The 19286-nt window shown below is 62.5% G+C and carries 19 protein-coding genes and 1 pseudogene; 11 read left to right on the top strand and 9 right to left on the bottom strand.

The genetic code is table 11. The features are described from left to right. Positions 1-3: 3 nt before the first annotated feature. The 9 genes from BRPE64_RS30320 to BRPE64_RS30280 all read right to left on the bottom strand — a co-directional run bounded on the left by BRPE64_RS30320 (position 4) and on the right by BRPE64_RS30280 (position 8676). Positions 4-732, bottom strand: coding sequence for an SDR family NAD(P)-dependent oxidoreductase (locus BRPE64_RS30320; RefSeq protein WP_016348834.1), 729 nt, complete (start codon positions 730-732; stop codon positions 4-6). 11 nt (positions 733-743) lie between these two features. Then, on the bottom strand, positions 744-2045 hold the full coding sequence (locus BRPE64_RS30315; RefSeq protein ID WP_016348833.1) for an MFS transporter: 1302 nt from the start codon (positions 2043-2045) through the stop codon (positions 744-746). Positions 2046-2106: 61 nt separating this feature from the next. Then, positions 2107-2634: a 2,4'-dihydroxyacetophenone dioxygenase family protein gene (locus tag BRPE64_RS30310; protein ID WP_016348832.1), complete on the bottom strand. Its 528-nt coding sequence runs from the start codon at positions 2632-2634 to the stop codon at positions 2107-2109. A 173-nt stretch (positions 2635-2807) separates the two neighbouring features. Next, positions 2808-3461, bottom strand: coding sequence for a hypothetical protein (locus BRPE64_RS30305; RefSeq protein WP_044043633.1), 654 nt, complete (start codon positions 3459-3461; stop codon positions 2808-2810). A 284-nt stretch (positions 3462-3745) separates the two neighbouring features. Continuing rightward, positions 3746-4078, bottom strand: coding sequence for a cytochrome o ubiquinol oxidase subunit IV (gene cyoD / locus BRPE64_RS30300; RefSeq protein ID WP_016348830.1), 333 nt, complete (start codon positions 4076-4078; stop codon positions 3746-3748). Continuing rightward, positions 4078-4686 (bottom strand): cytochrome o ubiquinol oxidase subunit III, encoded by a 609-nt coding sequence (gene cyoC / locus BRPE64_RS30295; protein ID WP_016348829.1) that lies wholly within the window; start codon positions 4684-4686, stop codon positions 4078-4080. The genes cyoD and cyoC overlap by 1 nt, the downstream gene beginning before the upstream one ends. After that, positions 4687-6693 carry a cytochrome o ubiquinol oxidase subunit I gene (gene cyoB, locus BRPE64_RS30290; protein WP_016348828.1) on the bottom strand — a complete coding sequence of 669 codons (2007 nt, stop codon included), beginning with the start codon at positions 6691-6693 and terminating at the stop codon, positions 4687-4689. It lies immediately after the preceding gene. Positions 6694-6696: 3 nt separating this feature from the next. Beyond that, positions 6697-7584, bottom strand: coding sequence for a ubiquinol oxidase subunit II (gene cyoA / locus BRPE64_RS30285; RefSeq protein ID WP_044043631.1), 888 nt, complete (start codon positions 7582-7584; stop codon positions 6697-6699). 237 nt (positions 7585-7821) lie between these two features. Further along, complete coding sequence (locus BRPE64_RS30280) at positions 7822-8676, bottom strand: IclR family transcriptional regulator domain-containing protein (protein WP_016348826.1); 855 nt, start codon at positions 8674-8676, stop codon at positions 7822-7824. Between the two features lie 88 nt (positions 8677-8764). On the opposite strand from BRPE64_RS30280, the gene BRPE64_RS30275 reads away from it, so the two are divergent. The 11 genes and pseudogenes from BRPE64_RS30275 (at position 8765) to BRPE64_RS30225 (ending at position 19281) form a co-directional block, all read left to right on the top strand. Further along, the gene (locus tag BRPE64_RS30275) at positions 8765-10024 is read left to right on the top strand and encodes an aromatic ring-hydroxylating dioxygenase subunit alpha (RefSeq protein ID WP_051180593.1); all 1260 of its coding nucleotides are present in this window, start codon (positions 8765-8767) and stop codon (positions 10022-10024) included. A 17-nt stretch (positions 10025-10041) separates the two neighbouring features. Beyond that, a complete protein-coding gene (locus BRPE64_RS30270; protein WP_044043948.1) occupies positions 10042-10512 on the top strand; it encodes an aromatic-ring-hydroxylating dioxygenase subunit beta in 471 nt (156 codons plus the stop codon). Beyond that, positions 10509-11519: a PdxA family dehydrogenase gene (locus BRPE64_RS30265; RefSeq protein ID WP_016348823.1), complete on the top strand. Its 1011-nt coding sequence runs from the start codon at positions 10509-10511 to the stop codon at positions 11517-11519. Before BRPE64_RS30270 ends, BRPE64_RS30265 begins: the two co-directional genes overlap by 4 nt. An 11-nt stretch (positions 11520-11530) precedes the next feature. Then, complete coding sequence (locus BRPE64_RS30260; RefSeq protein WP_016348822.1) at positions 11531-12505, top strand: FAD-binding oxidoreductase; 975 nt, start codon at positions 11531-11533, stop codon at positions 12503-12505. Positions 12506-12552: 47 nt separating this feature from the next. Further along, positions 12553-13905 carry an MFS transporter gene (locus tag BRPE64_RS30255; protein ID WP_016348821.1) on the top strand — a complete coding sequence of 451 codons (1353 nt, stop codon included), beginning with the start codon at positions 12553-12555 and terminating at the stop codon, positions 13903-13905. A 142-nt stretch (positions 13906-14047) separates the two neighbouring features. Continuing rightward, on the top strand, positions 14048-15790 hold the full coding sequence (locus tag BRPE64_RS30250) for an ABC transporter permease (RefSeq protein ID WP_016348820.1): 1743 nt from the start codon (positions 14048-14050) through the stop codon (positions 15788-15790). 33 nt (positions 15791-15823) lie between these two features. Further along, positions 15824-16936: an ABC transporter ATP-binding protein gene (locus BRPE64_RS30245; protein WP_016348819.1), complete on the top strand. Its 1113-nt coding sequence runs from the start codon at positions 15824-15826 to the stop codon at positions 16934-16936. Between the two features lie 75 nt (positions 16937-17011). Next, the gene (locus tag BRPE64_RS30240) at positions 17012-17422 is read left to right on the top strand and encodes a sensor histidine kinase (protein WP_016348818.1); all 411 of its coding nucleotides are present in this window, start codon (positions 17012-17014) and stop codon (positions 17420-17422) included. Beyond that, positions 17386-17736 (top strand): annotated as a pseudogene (locus tag BRPE64_RS30235) (LuxR C-terminal-related transcriptional regulator); the annotation flags it as partial. The gene BRPE64_RS30240 and the pseudogene BRPE64_RS30235, both read left to right, overlap by 37 nt. Then, on the top strand, positions 17733-18941 hold the full coding sequence (locus BRPE64_RS30230) for an NAD(P)H-dependent flavin oxidoreductase (RefSeq protein ID WP_044043629.1): 1209 nt from the start codon (positions 17733-17735) through the stop codon (positions 18939-18941). The pseudogene BRPE64_RS30235 and the gene BRPE64_RS30230, both read left to right, overlap by 4 nt. A 118-nt stretch (positions 18942-19059) precedes the next feature. Next, a complete protein-coding gene (locus BRPE64_RS30225; protein WP_044043622.1) occupies positions 19060-19281 on the top strand; it encodes a DUF3079 domain-containing protein in 222 nt (73 codons plus the stop codon). Positions 19282-19286: the final 5 nt, after the last annotated feature.

Genomic DNA, 19286 nt, shown 5'->3' with positions numbered 1-19286 from the left:
GACTTATGCGACCAGATAGCCGCCATCGACCGGCACGATTGCGCCCGTCATGAACGACGCCCCCGGCGACGCGAGAAACGCCGTCACGCGCGCGACGTCTTCCGGCAAGCCCCAGCGCTTCATCGGCGTGCGTTCGAGGATGGCTTGCGAGCGGCCGTCGTCGTCCTGAAGGGCTTGCGTGAGCGGCGTCGCGATCCAGCCGGGCGCGACTGCGTTCACGCGGATGCCCTCGGCCGCATACGCGATTGCGAGCGACTTCGTCAGTTGCGCGACGCCGCCCTTGCTCGCGCTGTACGCGGGCACGAGGCCGCCGCCGAAGAACGTCAGCATCGACGCCGTATTGACGATCGCGCCTTTCGTCTTCGCGAGAAGCGGGCGGGCGGCCGCGCACATGCGCATCGTGCCGTTCAGGTTCACGGCGATCACGCGCTCGAACGTGTCGATGTCGTGCTCGTCGCCGCGGCGGATCATGCCCGCGCAGTTGACGAGCACGTCGAGCGTATCGAGCTTCGCGAACAGCGCGGCGACGCTGGCGGCATCGGCGACATCGAGTGCGGCGAGTTCGATGTCCGTGCCCAGCGCGGCGCGTTGGGCATCGTTCGGCGCGAGGCCGGCCGCGATCACGCGCGCGCCGAGCGCCGCGAACTGCTGCGCGATGCCCGCGCCGATGCCCTGCGTGCCGCCCGTCACAACGACGGTTTTGCCCTTGAAGAGATCAGCTTGAAAAGTCATGACGGTGTGAGTTATACGACGGGAACGGGCGCGGCCTGCTCTTGGGTGTCCTCGATCGGCGCACGCACGACGAACATGTAGACGAGCGCGGCGGCGAACGCGACGCCCGCGCTGATCAGGAACGCGTTGACGAACGAATGTGTCTTGTCGACGACGAGACCGGTGATGAACGGCGCGAACGAGCCGCCGAAATAGCCGCCGAAGTTCTGGATGCTGCCGAGCGACGCGACCATATGGCGCGGCGCCGCGACAGAGACGAGCGCCCAGGCCGCGCCGCTCGCCATGTTGACGAAGAACATCGCCGCCGACAGATACACGATCGCGAGCGTGAGATTCGGCGTGAACGCCGCCGGCACGGTGAAGAGCGCGCCGCCGATGAGGCCTGAGCAGATCGGCCACTTGCGGCTGCGGATCGGAGCGACGCCGCGCGCCATCAGACCATCGGCGATAAAGCCCGACGACAGCATGCCGAGCGTGCCCGCGAGATACGGAATCGTCACGATCCAGCCGGTCTTCGCGATCGTCAGATGGCGTTCATGTTCGAGATACGCGGGCAGCCAGGTGAGATAGAGCCACACCATATAGATCACGCCCATGAAGCCGAAGATCATGCCCCACGTGGTTGCGCGACCGAACAGGCCGCGCCATTCCGCGAAGCTCATGTTGCGTTCCGCGCGTTGCGCCGGTTCGCCTTCGGTCAGATGCGCGAGTTCCTGCGGTTCGAGCTGCACGTCGCGGCGATTGCGATAAACGATATACCAGCCGATCGACACCGCAATGCCCAGCACGCCCATGATCACGAACATGTTGCGCCAGCCGAAGTTGAGCAGCAGCACGGTGAGAATCGGCGGGGCGAGCGCGGGCCCGATCGTCGATGACGTGACGAAAATGCCTGTCGGCTTGCCGCGCTCACGCTGCGCGAACCATTCGGAGACGACTTTCGCGCCCGCCGGAAACTGCGGCGCCTCGCCGATGCCGAGCGCGATGCGCGCCGCAAGGAATTGCTGAAGGTTCGTGACGAGGCCGCCGAACAACTGCGCGACCGACCACACGAACATGCCGAGCCCGAGCATGACGCGCGCGCCGAAGCGATCGAGCATCGCGCCGATGGGCAACTGCGAGAACGCATACGCGAACGAGAATGCGGAGAGCAGCAGGCCCATTTGCGAGGCCGACAGCCCGAGTTCTTGCGTGACCGAATGATTGGCGATCGAAAGCGTGCTGCGATCGAGATAATTGACGATGCCCGCGAGCATCAGAAACGCGATCGCGACGACCTGAACGCGCTTGAGGCGCGGTGATTTTTCCAGCATGGTGTCTCCTCCGGATGCTCTTTTGAGTCTTAGAGGTGGTTTGGGAATATGACCCGATAAATCAGCGGATGAACTGATCGACGAAGTTCGCGCCGAGTCCGACGGATTCGTAATGCTTGCGGCACATATCGACCTTGGTAAAGACGTCTTCGTAGCCGGTGTAGTTGCCGTACGGGTCGCAATAGAACATGACGCCGTTGACCTGAAAATACGTGATCATCTCCTCGACGTCTTCCGGCACGTAAAGCGTGTGCGTTTCGCCGGGCGGCTCGAAGACATAGCTGCCTTCGGTCGCTTCCCAGTCATGCTCGAGATAGCGCCAGCGGCCTTTGAGCACCATGCCGTGCACCGCTTGCGGATGACGATGCCTCGACAACACGCCGGATTTGCGCACGCGCAGCAGGTTCATCCAGTAACCGGTCGACACGTTCAGACACAGCGGACGAAACCAGACGTTTTCGGCTTGCGGAACCCATTCGCGCTCATCAGAGGGAATGGCGCTGGGAACGACGATTTCCTTTTGTGCTTCCTTGGGGAAAGGAAGTTGATACGGCGTCATGGCGTCCGCCGCGGGCTTTGGCGCGCTCATTGCGTCTCCTTGTCCATATTGTGGATATACAAATCAAATTATGGACAAATATTCTGCGTGTCCCTAAAAGTTGTCAAGCATTTTTACGCTTGCTTTTGGAAGCGCGCATGGGAACGCACAAATGAAAAACGCGCTGCATGGGCAGCGCGTTTCGGAGTGGGCGAGAGGCCGGATCACATATTCGTCGATAGCGGGTGTCCGACGAACTCGTGATTGCCCGTATGACCGATTCGCAGCCAGGGGCACGCATAGACGCGCTTGCCCAGGGCGCGCACGTCCGCGCAGAAAGCGAGGTCTTCGCTGATGCCGTCGGTGTTTCGCACGCCGCCGAAGTAGGCGACCGTATTCTTATGCACGCCCGTGCCGCCCTGAATCCAGTCCGGATGCGCGAGCCGCAGCGCGTCGAACACTTCGCGGCGAATCAGCATCATGCCGGTGCCGATTCCATCGACTTCGATGATGTCGTCGTACACCGGAATATTGTTGACCTGCTTGACGCCGTAAAGCGGCAACGCGGATGCCGGCAGATCGGGCCGCTCGCGCGCGATCTTCGCGATGCGTTCCCAGTCGTACTCCTTCTTCGGGCACATGGCGGCGATGACGTCACGATCGCTGTGTCCGAGCATGCGCATCAGGTCGGTGGCGCGCCAGCTCATGTCGTTGTCGATGAAAAGCAGGTGCGACGCGTCCGTGCGGTTCAAAAAATAATCGACACAAAGATTGCGGCCCGGCACGACGAGCGCGCCTTTGCTCGTCGTGAAGTGGATACCGATGTTCTGCCGCATCATCTGGATCACCAGCGGAAGAAGGCTCTCGACGTAGCTCATCTTGCAGGTGCCTTCGTACGCCGGCGTTGCGATACAGACTGACCTCGGAAAATTGCGCGATTCTCGCATTGCGGTTCCTTCCATAGCGGGCTTTGCCGTTGTGACTTGTCGGCAGGGACAAAAATTAGGTGTCCCGGATTATCTGCAAACTTGTTGTGCGGCGAATTCGGAATTGTTCGAATATTGCGAGCAAACCGCTTACAGACTGTTTGCAACCCGCACCAAAGAAAAAGGCGAACTCGCATGCGAGTTCGCCTTGGCAGACAACGGTTACCCGAGAAGGGTTATCGCGCCATCATCAACATGTGGACGTTATGCATGACCCACACCGTGCCGACGATGATAACGAGCGACATCAGAATGGTGTAGGCGAACGACATGAGGTGCCAGCGCTGTCCCTTCGACGCGTTCACGTGCAGGAAAAACACCACATGCACGACCATCTGCACGGCGGCCAGCACCGCCAGCGCGACGAGGCCGGTTTCGCCCTTGAACGCGCCCGAAGTCGCGGCCCAGAACGATCCGAGCGTCAGCACGACAGCCAGCACGAAACCGATGAGATAGCCGCCCACCGTCACGTGCGGAAAATCGCTTGAGTTGCTATGCGAATGAGCCATCAGACCATGCTCCCGAGATAGACGAAGGAAAACACGCAAATCCAGACGATGTCCAGAAAGTGCCAGAAGAGGCTCAGGCACGCGAGGCGGCGCAGTTCGCGCTCGTTCATCTCCGGATTGCTCACGATTTGAATGGCCAGCACCACGAGCCAGACGAGGCCGATCGTCACGTGCAAGCCGTGCGTGCCGACGAGCGTGAAGAACGCCGACCAGAACGCGCTGCGCTGCGGACCGGCGTCCGAGGCGATCAGATGCGCGAACTCGTGCATTTCGAGCCAGAGAAAGCCCGCGCCCAGCATGAACGTGACGAAGAGCCACGCCAGCACTGCGCCCGACTTCCTGCGGCCGGCCGAGATCATCGCGAGACCGAAAGTCAGGCTGCTCGTGAGCAGAAGTGCGGTTTCGTACCCGACGTCTCTCAGTTCAAACAGATCTTTGCCGGTGGGGCCGCCTGCGGTCTGCATCGCGAACATCGCGAAAGCCGCGAACAGCGACGCGAACAGCACGCAGTCGGTCATCAGGTAGGCCCAGAAGCCGAACACCGAATGCGAGTGGTGCTCGTGCTCATGGTCGTGCGCATGCTGCGCGGAAAGTGTCGTTTGCGACATTTACAGAACCTCCAGTTCCAGATCGCGTTCCACGCCAGCCTTGACGGGCGTTCTCGGCGCATTCGGTTCTTCGATCGATCTCACCTTCGCGGCCGGAATGATGAAGCCGGCGTTTTCGCGGAAGCTGTATCCGATGACCGTCGCCGCGATGCCCACGAAGCTCGCGATAGCCAGCCACCAGATATGCCAGATTCCGGCGAAACCGAGCGCCAGCGAGAGCATGCCGATCAACAGACCCGCGCTCGTGTTCGACGGCATATGAATGTCGCGATACGGGCGGTTATCGACGCGGCGCGTTGCCTTCGCGTCGGCGAAATCGTCGAGCGCGCGAACCGCGGGAATGCGTGCGAAGTTGTAGACGGGCGGCGGCGAGCTAATCGCCCATTCGAGCGTGCGGCCGTCCCACGGATCGCCGGTGACGTCGCGATAAGCCGGCTGATCGCGGCGGATCGTGCTCACCACGATCTGCAAGACCTGGAACAACACGCCCAGCGCGATGATGCCCACGCCGATTGCGGCAACGATGAAGTACGGCTGCCAGGTCGGGTCGTCGTAGTGATTCAGGCGGCGCGTCGCGCCCATGAAGCCCAGGATGTAGATCGGCACGAACGCGACGAAGAAGCCCACGAACCAGCAGGCGAACGCGCTGCGGCCGAGTTTTTCGTCGAGCTTGAAGCCGAACACCTTCGGCCACCAGTACTGCACGCCTGCGAAGTAGCCGAACACCACGCCGCCGATGATTGCGTTGTGGAAGTGGGCGATCAGGAACAGCGAGTTATGCAGCACGAAGTCCGCGCCGGGAATGGCGAGCATCACGCCGGTCATGCCGCCGAGCGTGAACGTGATGATGAAGCCGATGGTCCACAGCACCGGCGTCGTGAGTTGCACGCGGCCGCGGTACATCGTGAAGAGCCAGTTGAAAATCTTCACGCCGGTCGGGATCGAGATGATCATCGTCATAATGCCGAAGAAGGCATTGACGTTCGCGCCCGAGCCCATCGTGAAGAAGTGGTGCAGCCACACGAGGAACGCCAGCACCATGATGCAGCACGTTGCCCAGATCATGGTCTTGTAGCCGAACAGCGGTTTCTTCGAGAAGGTCGAGACGACTTCCGAATAAATGCCGAACGCAGGCAGAACCAGAATGTAGACCTCGGGGTGACCCCAGGCCCAGATCAGGTTCAGGTAGATCATCGGGTTGCCGCCGCCGTCGTTCGTGAAGAAGTGCATGCCGACGTAGCGGTCGAGGCCGAGCAGCGCGAGCGCCACGGTCAGGATCGGGAACGTCGCCATGATCAGCACGTTCGAGCAGAACGCGGTCCACGTGAAGACGGGCAACTTCATCCACGTCATGCCGGGCGCGCGCATCTTGACGATGGTCACGAAGAAATTCACGCCCGTGAGCAACGTGCCGACGCCCGACAACTGCAATGCCCAGATGTAGTAATCGACCCCGACGCCCGGACTGAACTGCAGTTCGGAGAGCGGCGGATACGCGAGCCAGCCCGCCGTCGAGAACTCGCCGACGAACAGCGACACGTTGATCAGAATGGCGGCCACGGCCGTCATCCAGAACGAGAGCGAGTTGATGAACGGGAACGCCACGTCACGCGCGCCGATCTGCAAAGGCACGATGAGGTTGAAGAACGCGACCAGCAGCGCCATGGCCATGAAGAAAATCATGATGGTGCCGTGCGCCGAGAAAACCTGGTCGAAGTGATGCGGCGGCAGATAGCCCGGCGAATCGAATGCGAGCGCCTGCTGCAAACGCATCATGACGGCGTCGGCGAAGCCGCGCACGAGCATCAGCCCGGCCACGACGAGATACATGACGCCGATGCGCTTGTGATCGACCGAAGTCAGATACTCGCTCCAGAGCCAGCCCCACTTGCCGAGTTTGGTGATAAGGGCGACCGTACCGAGCGCGAGGATCGCCATGAAGACCGTCGCCCCCATGATGATGGGTTCGTGGTACGGGATCGCCTCAAGCGTTAGTTTGCCGAACATGGCTTACCCCTTGGTTACACAATTTGCGCCATTCACATCGAAACGGCCGTTGTTGTACTTGCCGACGATGTTGTTGAAAAGCTTTGGATCGACGGTCGAGAAGTAGCGCACGGCGACCTTCTCGCTCGGACGGGCAACGCCCGCATAGACGTTCATGTTGAGGTCTTCGGGTGCGTGCTTCACTTTGCTCACCCACGCGTCGAAGTCGGACTGAGACAGCGCGAGCGCGCGGAACTTCATGTCCGAGAAACCGGCGCCGCTGTAGTTGGCCGAGATGCCTGCGTAGTCGCCGACGTGATCGGCTTGCAGATGCAGCTTGGTCTGCATGCCGGCCATCGCGTAGATCTGGCCGCCGAGTTGCGGGATGAAGAACGAGTTCATCACCGAATCCGACGTGATGCGGAAGTTCACCGGCGTGCCGACCGGAATGGCCAGCTGGTTCACCGACGCGACGCCGAGATCCGGATAGATGAACAGCCACTTCCAGTCGAGCGCGACGACTTCGACGTTGATCGGTTTGACCTGCGATTCGAGCGGCTTGTACGGGTCGAGCTCGTGCGTGCTCTTCCACGTGAGGATGCCGAGATACAGGATGATGACCGCCGGAATGGTCCAGATCACGACCTCGATGGCCGTGGAATGCGTCCAGTTCGGCGCGTAGGTGGCCTTCGTGTTGGACGCGCGATAGCGCCACGCGATGAACAGGGTCAGCAGGATGACCGGGACCACCACGAGCAGCATGGTGTAAGTCGCAGTAGCGATCAGCGACGATTCCGCCACGCCAATCACACCTTTCGAGTCCAGGACCGCCATTTTGCATCCCGAGAGGGACACGCTGGCTATTAACCCCGATAACAATGGCACTGCTAAACGTTGGGTATTTTCATTCATTGCATTCGCTGGTTTCTATGATCGAAGCGTCCCGGAAGAACGCCGTTTCACGGCGTTGCGCCGCGTCAGGATCATGCCATGCGCGATTTTTCGCGATGGTGCGAATGTTTGGAATTTTGTTTCAGATCAAGCCTATGCGACAGGGTGTCGCGCGATGCGCCGCCTTCGCGACCCGATCCGAAGAAAGGCAGAAGTCTACAACGAAGCGTTGACGTCGCGGCTGTCAAAAAGCGTCGCTCAGAGCGCGCGTTCGAGCCGTGCCGCGAGGCGTTGCAGGACCGGGAGGAAGTCGCGCGTCATGGCCTCGACGCTCACGCGCGCCGACGACACGCTCACGCTCACCGCCGCCTCGACGCCGCCCAGCCGGTTCCTCACCGGCACGGCCATCGCGCGCATGCCGAGTTCGAGTTCTTCGTCGCTGATGGCGTAGCCGTCCGTCCGCGCGCGATGGATGGCGGCGACCACATCCTCCGGGTCGCTGATCGTGCGTGACGTGAGCTTGCGCAGCGGCAGCGCCGAAATGTGCCGGACGATTTCGCCGTCCGACTTGTGCGACAGCAGCACGCGCCCGGTCGCCGAACAATACGCGGGAAAACGCCCGCCGAGTTTCGCGCCCGTCGACACGATGCGGATCGCCTCCGCGCGCCCGACGAACACCGAGTGGCCTTCATCCAGCACGGCGAGCGAGACGGACTCCTGCAACTCGTCGCGCGCGGCGGCGAGCAGCGGTTGCGCGATCTGCGCAAGCGATGACGTGCTCAGGTAAGCGCCGCCCAGCCGCAGCATGCGCGGCAGCGGCGTGAAGAACTTGCCGTCGTGCGAGAGGTAGCCCAGATCGACGAGCGTGAGCAGGCAACGGCGCGCGGCGGGGCGCGTGACATCTGCAAGACGCGCGGCCTCCGCCACGGTCATGCGCACGGTGGTTGCGCTAAACGCCTCGATGATCGCGAGCCCTTTCGCCAGGCCGCCCATGCCTTCACGCGCACGCGGTTCCGACGCTTCTTCCGCAACGGATTCGGCCTCGACTTCGGACTCGACGACAGACGCGGGCGCGCCTTCCTCGCCGTTGACACGGAATTTGACGGATGTCATGATAGTTCTATATTCGAACAATGTACGGTATTCGAACATGTCGGCGACACAGTGTCAAGCGCCGCGCGATACCAAAAAGGAGAACGACTTGACCATCATCCCCATCAAACCGGCGCCGCGCGCGAATCTGACCTGGCCCGAAGAAGGTCTGACGCGCGTGCCGTATCCGGTCTTCCAGAGCAAGGACGTCTACGCCGACGAACAGAACAACATCTTTCGCGGCGCCCACTGGAATTTCCTGTGTCTGGAAGTCGAGCTGCCGAATCCGGGCGATTTCCGCGCGACGTTCGTCGGCGACACGCCGGTCGTCGTCACCCGCGATACGGACGGCGAGCTGTACGCGTTCGAGAACCGCTGTGCGCATCGCGGCGCGCTCGTATGCCTCGAAGACCAGGGCAACACGAAGGACTTCAGTTGCGTCTATCACGCATGGACGTACAACCTTCAGGGCGATCTGCAAGGCGTCGCGTTCAAGGACGGCATCAACGGCCGGGGCGGCATGAAGCCCGACTTCTGCATGCAAGATCACGGCCTGCGCAAGCTGCGCGTCGAGACGCTGCACGGCCTCGTGTTCGGCAGCTATTCCGATGACGTCGCACCGCTCGACGAATATCTCGGCCAAGAGATCGTCGAGCGCATCGCGCGCGTGCTGGAAGGGCGCAAACCTGTCGTGCTCGGCCGCTTCACGCAGATGCTGCCGAACAACTGGAAGCTCTATGTCGAGAACGTGAAGGACTCGTATCACGCGAGCATCCTGCATCTGTTTTTCACGACGTTTCAGTTGAACCGGCTGTCGCAGCGCGGCGGGATCATCGTCGATCCGAGCGGCGCGCATCACGTCAGCTACTCGGCGGTCGATCACGCGCAGGAAACGTCGTCGAAAGATTATTCGCAGCAGAACATCCGCTCGGAAAGCGGCCATCGGCTGGAGGATACGTCCGTGCTCAAGGGCACCGACGAATTCGGCGACGGCGTCACGCTGCAAATTCTTTCCGTGTTCCCCGGCTTCGTGCTGCAACAGATTCAGAACGCGATCGCCGTGCGTCAGATCCTGCCGCGCGGCACCGAAGAAACCGAACTCAACTGGACCTATCTCGGCTTCGAAGACGACACGCCCGCGTTGCGCGAAATGCGTCTACGGCAGGCGAATCTCGTCGGCCCGGCGGGTTATGTGTCGATGGAAGACGGCTGCGTCGGCGGCTTCGTGCAGCGCGGCATCGAAGGCGCGCAAAGCGCGTGCTCGGTGATCGAGATGGGCGGCGACACCGCCGAGAGCAGCGAGAGCCGCGTGACGGAAGCATCGATTCGCGGCTTCTGGAAGGCCTATCGCCACGCAATGAACTATTGAGCACGACGGGGACGAGCATCATGCAAGACACTTTCCAGTTGATCGCGCGGGCGCAGGCGGAGTACGCACGCTGCATCGACGATGGCGACCTCGCGCAATGGCCGGACTTCTTCGTCGGCGAATGCGTGTACAAGGTGACGACCGCGGACAATCACAAGCGCGGTCTCGAAGCGGGACTGATCTACGCTGCATCGCGCGGCATGCTGGTGGACCGCATTGCGTCGCTGCGCGATGCGAACATCTACGAGCGCCATGCGTACCGGCATTTGCTCGGGCAGCCGTATATCGTGTCGGAGAGCGGCGACGAGGTGCGCAGCGAGACGTCGTTCATGGTCGCGCGCATCATGCGCGACGGCACGACGAGTCTCTTCGTCACCGGCCGCTATCTCGACGTCTACGTGCGCCACGAGGCGAGCGTGAAGCTGCGCGAGCGCATCGCGGTGTGCGACAGCTCGCGTATCGATACGCTGCTCGCGCTGCCGCTATGACGCGCGCCGCTTATCCGATCGCGCTCGCTATCGGCGACCCGAACGGCATCGGGCCGGAGATCGCCGTGAAAGCGGCGGCGTGGCTCGCCGTGCACGACGGTCCGCGCGCGTTGCTTGTCGGCGATGCGCATGTGATCCGCTGGGCGGCGCAGCGTTGCGCGCCCTCGTTCGATATACGCGCAGTCCGCGCCGATGCGTTGCCCGCGTTCTCGCCCGCCGCGCTCGATGTGCTCGACGTCCCGGCGCTGCCCGTCGATGCGTTCAAGCCCGGCGAAGTGAGCGCGGCGGCCGGCGCGGCCACGCTCGCCTACGTGCGCGCCGCGCTCGACGCCGCGCGCGCGGGCCATGCGAGCGCCGTCATTGCGTGTCCGCATTCGGAGACGGCGATCAACGCGTCCGGCACGGCGTTCGCGGGCTATCCCGGCTACGTCGCGAAGCATCTGGGCTTAGCCTCCGACGACGTCTATCTGCTGCTCGTCGGCGGCGGCTTGCGCATCGTTCACGCGACGCTGCACGAAGGCCTCGCGGGCGCGCTCGCGCGTCTCACGCCGCGGCAGGTCGAAGGCGCGGCGCGTGCGGCGGTCCGCGCCATGCACGCGATGGGCGTCGAGCGGCCGCGCATCGGCGTGATGGGCATCAATCCGCATGCGGGCGAAGGCGGCCTGTTCGGGCGCGAGGATATCGACGTGACCGAGCCCGCCGTCGCGGCCCTGCGTGACGATGGCATCGACGTGATCGGCCCGCAGGGCGCGGACTTGCTGCTCATGCGTGAGGACATCGACGTGTTCGTCGCGATGTATCACGACCAGGGCCACATTCCGGTCAAGCTGCGCGCGGGACGTCATTCGGCGGCGATGTCGATTGGCGGCGATGTCGTGTTTTCGAGCGTCGGACATGGCAGCGGTTTCGATATCGCCGGGCAGTTCGTCGCGGACCCGTCGCCGTTGCTCGGCGCGATTGCGCTCGTGACGCGCGGGGAATCGCCCGTCGCAGCCGCCAAAGCCTGAAAGGAGTATGCGTGTCTTACCAGATCAAGGTCGCCGCGAGCGACATCACCTTCGACTGCAACGACGGCGAAAGCGTGCTCGATGCCGCCGAACGCGCGGGCTTCGCGCTGCCGTATTCGTGCCGCAAGGGCGTGTGCGCGGAGTGCGAGGGCGGCGTGGTGAATGCCAATGGCGTCATCGAAAAAGCGCTGCTGTGCTGCGTGCGGCCGGATGCGGACATCAGCATCGCGCCGCGCAAGATCGAGAAGCGCGAGCGCATCGTGCGCAAGAAACTCGATGCGTCCGTGTTCCGCATCACGCAGGCCGCGCCCGATGTGACCGTGCTGCAACTGCGGCTCCCGACCGGCGTGCGCGCGAAGTTCCGTGCGGGTCAATACTTGCAGATCCATCTCGACGAACACGCGGTCCGCAACTATTCGATGGCCAATGCGCCGCATCAAAGCGACAGCGTGCATCTTCACGTGCGCCACGTTGCGGGCGGGCGCTTTTCGGATGGCGTGCTGAAGGAACTCTCGGTCGGCAATAAGTTGCGGATCGAACTCCCATACGGCGAATTCTTCTTTCGCGACAACTCGACGAAACCGGTGATTCTCGTCGCGACGGGAACGGGGTTCGCGCCGGTGAAGTCGATCGTCGAAGATGCGATCAAGCGCAAGCTCGCGCGTCCGCTGAAGCTGTACTGGGGCGCGCGCCGCAAGCAGGACCTCTACCTCGCCGATCTCGCGCAGAAATGGCACGACGACGGTCACGTCGAATTCATTCCCGTGCTATCCGATCCGGATGGCGACTGGACCGGCCGCACGGGACTCGTTCATCGCGCGGTGCTGGCGGATCATGCCGCGCTCGACGCGCATCAGGTCTACGCATGCGGCAACCCGGCGATGACAAGCGCCGCCCGCGATGAATTCACGCGCGCGGGCCTGCCCGACGACGAATTCTTCTGCGATGCGTTCGTGCAGACCGACGCGCTCGAACCGGTGGCCTAGCGAGCGCATCACCGGCATTCGAATAACAAACACACGGAGACAATAAAGTGGGATCCCCAGGAATCGACGTTTCGGACATCATCGAACGGCAGCGCATCAACGGGCGGCAATATCTGATCGTGCTGCTGTGCGCGCTGCTGATGTTTCTCGACGGCTTCGACACGCAGGCCGTGAGCTACATCGTGCCGGTGCTCGCCAAAAGCTGGCACTTGCCGCGCGAGATTCTCGGCTCGATCTTCTCGGCGGCACTCGTCGGGCTGATGGTCGGCTATCTCGCGATTGCGCCGCTTTCCGGCCGCTTCGGCCACAAGCGCATGATGGTCTTCAGCACCGTGTTTTTCGCGATCTTCACGCTGCTCACGGTGTTCGCGACCAACGTGACGGAACTGATCGGCCTGCGCTTTCTGACGGGCATCGGTCTCGGCGCGGCGGCGCCCAGCGCGGTGGCGTTGACGTGCGAGTTCGCTCCGAAGCGCGTGCGTTCGACCTTCGTGCTGCTCGTGTATTGCGGCTTTTCGCTGGGCTTCGTGGTGGCGGGCTTCATGTCGGGCGTGTTGTTGCCCGCGTTCGGCTGGCAATCGCTGATGCTCGCGGGCGCCGTCGCGCCGCTTGCGCTCGCGGTGCTGCTCGCTTTCATGCTGCCCGAGTCGCTCGCGTTTTTGAAGAAGCGTCCGCACGCCGATGAGCGCATCCGCAGCCTCGTGCTGAAGGTGTTTCCCGGCGCGCAGATTCCGCCGGGCAGCCACTTCACGCTCGAAGACGAAGGCGAAGCGCGTGCGAGCGTGGCCGCGTTGTTTCGCGGCCGCACGTCGGCGGGAACGCTGCTGCTGTGGGGCGTGTTCTTCCTGAATCTCGCGGAGTTCTACTTCCTGCAAAGCTGGCTGCCGACGATGCTCACCGGCCTCAACTATCCCGTTGCGACAGTCGTCTGGGTGACCGCGCTGCCGACCATTGCGGGCGTCATCTCCGCCGTGCCGCTCGGCCTCGCGATGGACCGCGTCGGTCCTTACGTCACGCTCACCGTAATGTATGCCGCCGGTTGCCTGTTCATGTTCATGGTGGCCTCGACGTTTGCCGCGCCCGTGTGGCTGCTGATGATCGCCGTGTTCTGCGCGGGCTTCTGCATCAGCGGCGGACAGAAGAGCGTGATCGCGCTCGCGGCGATCTACTATCCGTCGAACCTGCGATCGACCGGCGTGGGCTGGGCGCTGGGCATCGGCCGCCTGGGCGGGATCGCGGGGCCGCTGATCGTCGGCGTGATGTATTCCGCGCACTGGACGCCCGCCGAAGTGTTCCGCGTCGCGGCGTTGCCGGTGCTGCTCGCGGGCTTCGGCGTGTTCCTGATGGGACGATTGTCGGGACCGCATGAACGCGTCGCGGCCACTCGCGTGCCCGGCTGAGCCTTTTCATTTCGCTCGATAGAACGCTTGCCGTGCCAGCGTCTCATCGGTATTTTCCGCAGGTATATTTGCTTAGATACCTAAGTTTATGATGACCCTCATCCGATGACATTCAGTCGATCACTTCGAGGAGGGGCCGCGCTTGGAACTGACATTCGATGCGATGAAAGCAGCCATATCGCGTTCCACGCGGCTCGATGCGAAGTGGCTCGTGATCGGCGGCGCGGTCGCCATCACGGGCGTGCTGGCGCTGATTCCGCTCGTGTTCCTGTTCTGGCAGAGCTTCTTCACGCCGCAAGTCGCGGATAGTCCCGCGGTCTTTACCTTCGGCAACTACACGCTCGCGTACGGCACCCCGGAGACGCTGCGCACGCTGTTCAACTCGCTCAAGTTCGCATTCGGCGCGGCGTGTGTGTCGTTCTCGATCGGCACTGTGCTCGCGTGGATCATCGAGCGCACGAATACGCCGTTCCGCAAGTTCTTTTATGCGATCACGATCGTTCCGCTGATCGTGCCGAGCATTCTCTTCACCATCGCGTGGATCTTTCTCGCAAGCCCGAAGATCGGCGTGCTCAATGTCGCGCTCGGTTCGCTGTTCGGCGTGACGAAGCCGGTCTTCAACATCTACAGCATGGGCGGCATGATCTGGGTGGACGGCCTGCATTATTCGACGATGGCCTTCCTCCTGATGTCCGCCGCTTTTCGCGGCATGGACCCGTCGCTGGAGGAATCGTCGCTGATGAGCGGCGCGGGCATCGCGCGAACGATGTGGCGCATCACGCTGCGTCTCGCGTTTCCGGCCATCGTCTCGACGCTCTTGATTCTCTTCGTGCGCGCGCTCGAATCGTTCGAAGTGCCTGCGTTGATCGGCTTGCCGGTGAAGCTGCAAGTGTTCACGTCGTCGATCTATGAAGCGATCGAACAGTATCCGAGTCAGATCGGTCTCGCGTCGTCGTATTCGATGCTGCTGCTCGCGATCACGTCTGTCGGGCTGTATTTGCAATCGCGCGTATCGTCCGGCGGCGGCAAGTATTCGACGATGAGCGGCAAGGGCTTTCGCCCGCGCGTCGTCGAGATCGGCAAGTGGCGTTATCTGACGGTCGGCGTGTTCGTCGTCTACTTTCTGCTGATCGTTGCGTTGCCGTTCGCGGTGCTGCTGTGGTCCTCGCTGCAGAAGTATTACCGCACGCCGTCGCTCGCGGCGCTGCATCATCTCTCGTTCGATGCCTACCGCTACATCCTGCATCTCTCGACGCTCAGGCACGCCGTGCTCAACAGCCTGCTGCTGTCGTTCGGCTGCGCGACCGCGGTCATGTTGCTGTCGGCGGTGATCTGCTGGATCGTCATCAAGACGAAGCTGCCGGGCCGCTGGTTCCTCGACAACCTCGCATCGCTGCCGCTCGTGTTTCCGGGGCTGGTGCTGGGTTTATCGTTCATGATCGTTTCGCTCAAGGTCGATATCGGCATTTACGGCACGTTGTGGATTCTGCTGATCGCCTATATCACGCGCTTCATGCCGTACGGCATGCGTTACACGACGACGTCGATGGTGCAGATCCACAAGGAACTCGAAGAGTCCGCCGCGATGAGTTGCGCAAGCTGGAGCGCGACGTTCTTTCGTATCGTGCTGCCGCTGCTGAAGCCGGGCCTGCTCGCAGGATGGATCTACGTGATGATCGTGTCGATCCGCGAGTTGTCGAGTTCCATTCTTCTGTATAGCCCCGGTGCGGAGACGGTCTCCATTGTGATCTGGGAGCTTTGGCAGAACGGGCAATACGTGGAACTCAGCGCGCTGTCGGTGATGCTCGTGCTCGCGTTGCTCGCGCTCGTCATGCTTCTGCAATGGATCGGCGGCAAGTTCGGCGTGAAGGCGAATCACGCCTGACACGCGCGACGACAAAGATAATCGGAGACGAAGGTGCTGAACGTACAAGGTCTGAACACCGAATATGTCGATGGCAACAACGTGCGCGTGCGCGCGGCCCGCGACGTTTCGTTCGATGTACCCGAGGGCAAGCTCTTCACGCTGCTCGGTCCGAGCGGTTGCGGCAAGACCACGACGCTGCGCTCCATCGCAGGGCTCGAACGTCCGGTCGGCGGCTCGATTTCGGTGAACGGCATGACCGTGTTCTCCGCACGCGACGAGACCTTCGTGCCGCCGAATCGGCGCAAGTTCGGCATGGTGTTTCAGTCGTATGCGATCTGGCCGCACATGACGGTCTTTCGCAACGCGAGCTTTCCGCTGGAAGTGGGCGAGAAGAAGTATTCGAAGCGCGAGATCGAAGAGAAGGTCATGCGCGTGCTGACGGCGGTGGGCCTCGATCATGTCGCGGACCGCGAGGCAACGCGCATGTCGGGCGGTCAGCAACAACGTCTCGCGCTGGCGCGTGCGCTCGTGATGGAACCGAAGCTGCTGCTGCTCGACGAACCGCTCTCGAATCTCGATGCAAAGCTGCGCGACAAGATGCGCTTCGAACTGAAGCGCATGCAGCGCGAGTTGCGTATTACGACGATCTACGTGACGCACGATCAGGAAGAAGCGCTGGCGCTGTCGCATGAAATTGCGGTGATGAAAGACGGCCAGATCGTGCAGAAAGCGGCGCCGCGCGCCATCTACGATCTGCCGAACTGCAAGTTTGTCGCGGACTTCGTGGGCTCGACCAATTTCATCGATGGCCGCGTGCGCGAATGTGAGGACGACGCGGGACTCGTGCTGATCGAATCGTCGATTGGCCCGATCGCGGTGGCGAATGCGGTGTCGTGCCGCCCCGGCGACGAAGTGGTGATCTCCGCGCGGCCGGAAAACGTGATGGTCCACGAGACGCTCGACGGTGTGAGCGGGCGCAACGTCTTTACCGGTACCGTCGCGGCAAAAGTGTTTCTCGGGGAAACGCTCGACTTTCAGATCAGGGTCGGCGAGCAGATCGTGCTGGCGCGCGTGCATCCGTCGCACAAGACGCCGGTCGGGGAAACCATCCATTTTTCAATCGATCCGGCAAGCTGCATTGCGTTGGCTTCGCAGAAGGCGTGATCGACGCGTTGTGAGAATTTCTCGCACGGAAGCTCGGCTCGTTGTCGCTGCACTTCGCTCGCGCGGCAACTCGCGGTGTCCGAAAAGCGCAATCTCGTTGCGCAGAGCCTGAACTTCCTGAAGATGCAGGTGCATCTTCTCGAAGCCGCGACGCGCGAAGCACGCATAAACGAGATCGGCGAGATCGTGCCCTTGCTCGGTCGCGCCGAACTGAAACACGCTGTTGACGAATCGATCCAGCGCTTCGGCATGCAGACACGTATCATGCTCGAACTTGATCATCGTCATGAGGGCAGGCTGCTTCTGGCACCGGATCAGCAACCGCAAGTGATGTTCATCTTGCAGGACGCTTTATCAAACATCCGCAAACATGCAGAGGCGCAGCGCGTTTCCGTGACGATCGTCAATGGCCGCGATTTCAGCCTCCTTGTCGAAGACGATGGCCAAGGGCTACGATCCGCAAGGTCGCGGCGGGTCTGCCCGTGATCGCGGACGATATGACGGCGAAGCTCATCGCCAGCATGCGCGCTCTCAGGGCCGCGCTTGCGCATGCTCCAACTCCGGCGGCCGATCCGCTCACCACATGCGAGCGCGACATCATGCGCGAACTCGCGCGCGGCGCGAGCAACAAGGCAATCGCTCGTGCGCCGATGCTCGCGGAGAGCACGGTGAAGATCCACGTGCGCAACATTCTGCGCAAACTCGATCTCACGAGCCGCGTGCAGGTCGCCGTGTATGCGGCCGGTCACGATATTCAGCGCAACGGCGCGCACGCACTATCTCAAGAGTCAACTCAATGAACGCTCATCAAGCTCGAACCGAATTTTTCCCGACATCACTGACTCACTCTTTCGCCCCGCTCACGATACGCGGCCGCAGCCTCTTGCCGGTCGTGCAGGGCGGCATGGGCGTGGGCGTGTCGGCGCATCGGCTTGCGGGAAGCGTGGCGCGTGAGGGCGCGATGGGCACGATCGCCAGCATCGACTTGCGTCATCATCACGAAGACTTGCTCGCAATGTGCCGCGCGGATCATTCGCGCGCCACGCTCGAACGCGCCAACCTCACGGCGCTCGCGCGTGAGATCGAAGCTGCGAAAGCGTTGTCGCAAGGCCGCGGCATGATCGCCGTCAACGTGATGAAGGCCGTGAGCGCGCATGCCGACTATGTGCGCGTTGCGTGCGAGCAGGGCGCCGATGCCATCGTCATGGGTGCGGGCTTGCCGCTCGACTTGCCCGATCTCACGCAAGGCTGCGATATCGCGCTGATCCCGATTCTCTCCGACAGCCGTGGCGTCACGCTCGTGCTCAAGAAGTGGATGAAGAAAGGCCGCTTGCCCGATGCCGTCGTGATCGAGCATCCGGCGCATGCGGGCGGCCATCTCGGCGTGGCGGACATCGCCGATATGGACCACGAGCGCTTCGGCTTCGAGCGCGTGCTGGCCGAGCTTGATGCATCGTTCGCCGCGCTGGGCTTGGCGCGCGCCGATGTGCCCGTGATCGTCGCGGGCGGCATCAATAGTCACGATGCCGTGCGCACATGGCTCGCGGCCGGCGCGAATGGCGTGCAGATCGGCACGCCGTTCGCGGTCACCGAAGAGGGCGATGCGCATCCCGAGTTCAAGCGCGTGCTGGCCGAGGCCCAGCCGGACGACATCGTCGAATTCGTCAGCGTGACGGGGCTGCCCGCGCGTGCCGTAAAGACGCCGTGGCTCATGCGCTATCTGCGCAACGAAGAACGCATCCGCACGAAGATCGGCGCGCGCAAGCAGACGTGTCCGTCGGCGCTCGAATGTCTGAGCGCGTGCGGGCTGCGCGACGGCATCGAGAAGTTCGGGCACTTTTGTATCGACACGCGGCTGGCGGCGGCGCTGCGGGGCGACGTCGGCAACGGCCTGTTCTTTCGCGGACGCGAGCGGCTGCCTTTCGATCACGCGATCCGCAGCGTCCGCGATCTGCTCGATTTACTGCTGACCGGCGGCGCGACACGCGCGCCTGCGGCGTGCTGAAACGCATCGTTTCGCGGAGCGCGTGACGGACTAGTCGAATTCCGATTGGTGGCCCGCGCCCGCCGCTTTAGTCTCGGTGTTGACGTCCCGCGCGCCGCAATCGAGGAGTATCGAAACCATGTCGAAACCTTTTCCCCTTAATCCGAAGCATCCGGAACGCAATTGCTGGGGCTGCGATCACTATTGCGGAACGGATGGCATGCGCTGCGGTAACGGTTCGAGCCGCACGCAGCATCCGGCCGAATTGCTGGGCGATGACTGGTTCGAACAAGGCGACTGGGGGCTCGAAATCATGGGAGGCGCCAAGTCGGTTCAACCCAACGCCCTCAAGGCAAAATAAGCGCC

Origin of the sequence: Caballeronia insecticola, assembly GCF_000402035.1 — a bacterium.
In the GTDB taxonomy this organism is placed as follows: domain Bacteria; phylum Pseudomonadota; class Gammaproteobacteria; order Burkholderiales; family Burkholderiaceae; genus Caballeronia; species Caballeronia insecticola.
The sequence above is the reverse complement of the archived record's forward strand: the minus strand, read 5'-3'. Positions and strand labels throughout refer to the sequence as shown.

What these genes read in the sequence shown, in the direction of transcription:
- BRPE64_RS30310 (WP_016348832.1), bottom strand. Translation starts at nt 2,634, where the DNA reads ATGAGCGCGCCAAAGCCCGCGGCGGACGCCATGACGCCGTATCAACTT.
- BRPE64_RS30320 (WP_016348834.1), bottom strand. Translation starts at nt 732, where the DNA reads ATGACTTTTCAAGCTGATCTCTTCAAGGGCAAAACCGTCGTTGTGACG.
- BRPE64_RS30315 (WP_016348833.1), bottom strand. Translation starts at nt 2,045, where the DNA reads ATGCTGGAAAAATCACCGCGCCTCAAGCGCGTTCAGGTCGTCGCGATC.
- BRPE64_RS30225 (WP_044043622.1), top strand. Translation starts at nt 19,060, where the DNA reads ATGTCGAAACCTTTTCCCCTTAATCCGAAGCATCCGGAACGCAATTGC.
- cyoC (WP_016348829.1), bottom strand. Translation starts at nt 4,686, where the DNA reads ATGTCGCAAACGACACTTTCCGCGCAGCATGCGCACGACCATGAGCAC.
- BRPE64_RS30230 (WP_044043629.1), top strand. Translation starts at nt 17,733, where the DNA reads ATGAACGCTCATCAAGCTCGAACCGAATTTTTCCCGACATCACTGACT.
- cyoD (WP_016348830.1), bottom strand. Translation starts at nt 4,078, where the DNA reads ATGGCTCATTCGCATAGCAACTCAAGCGATTTTCCGCACGTGACGGTG.
- cyoA (WP_044043631.1), bottom strand. Translation starts at nt 7,584, where the DNA reads ATGAATGAAAATACCCAACGTTTAGCAGTGCCATTGTTATCGGGGTTA.
- BRPE64_RS30305 (WP_044043633.1), bottom strand. Translation starts at nt 3,461, where the DNA reads ATGAGCTACGTCGAGAGCCTTCTTCCGCTGGTGATCCAGATGATGCGG.
- BRPE64_RS30280 (WP_016348826.1), bottom strand. Translation starts at nt 8,676, where the DNA reads ATGACATCCGTCAAATTCCGTGTCAACGGCGAGGAAGGCGCGCCCGCG.
- cyoB (WP_016348828.1), bottom strand. Translation starts at nt 6,693, where the DNA reads ATGTTCGGCAAACTAACGCTTGAGGCGATCCCGTACCACGAACCCATC.
- BRPE64_RS30265 (WP_016348823.1), top strand. Translation starts at nt 10,509, where the DNA reads ATGACGCGCGCCGCTTATCCGATCGCGCTCGCTATCGGCGACCCGAAC.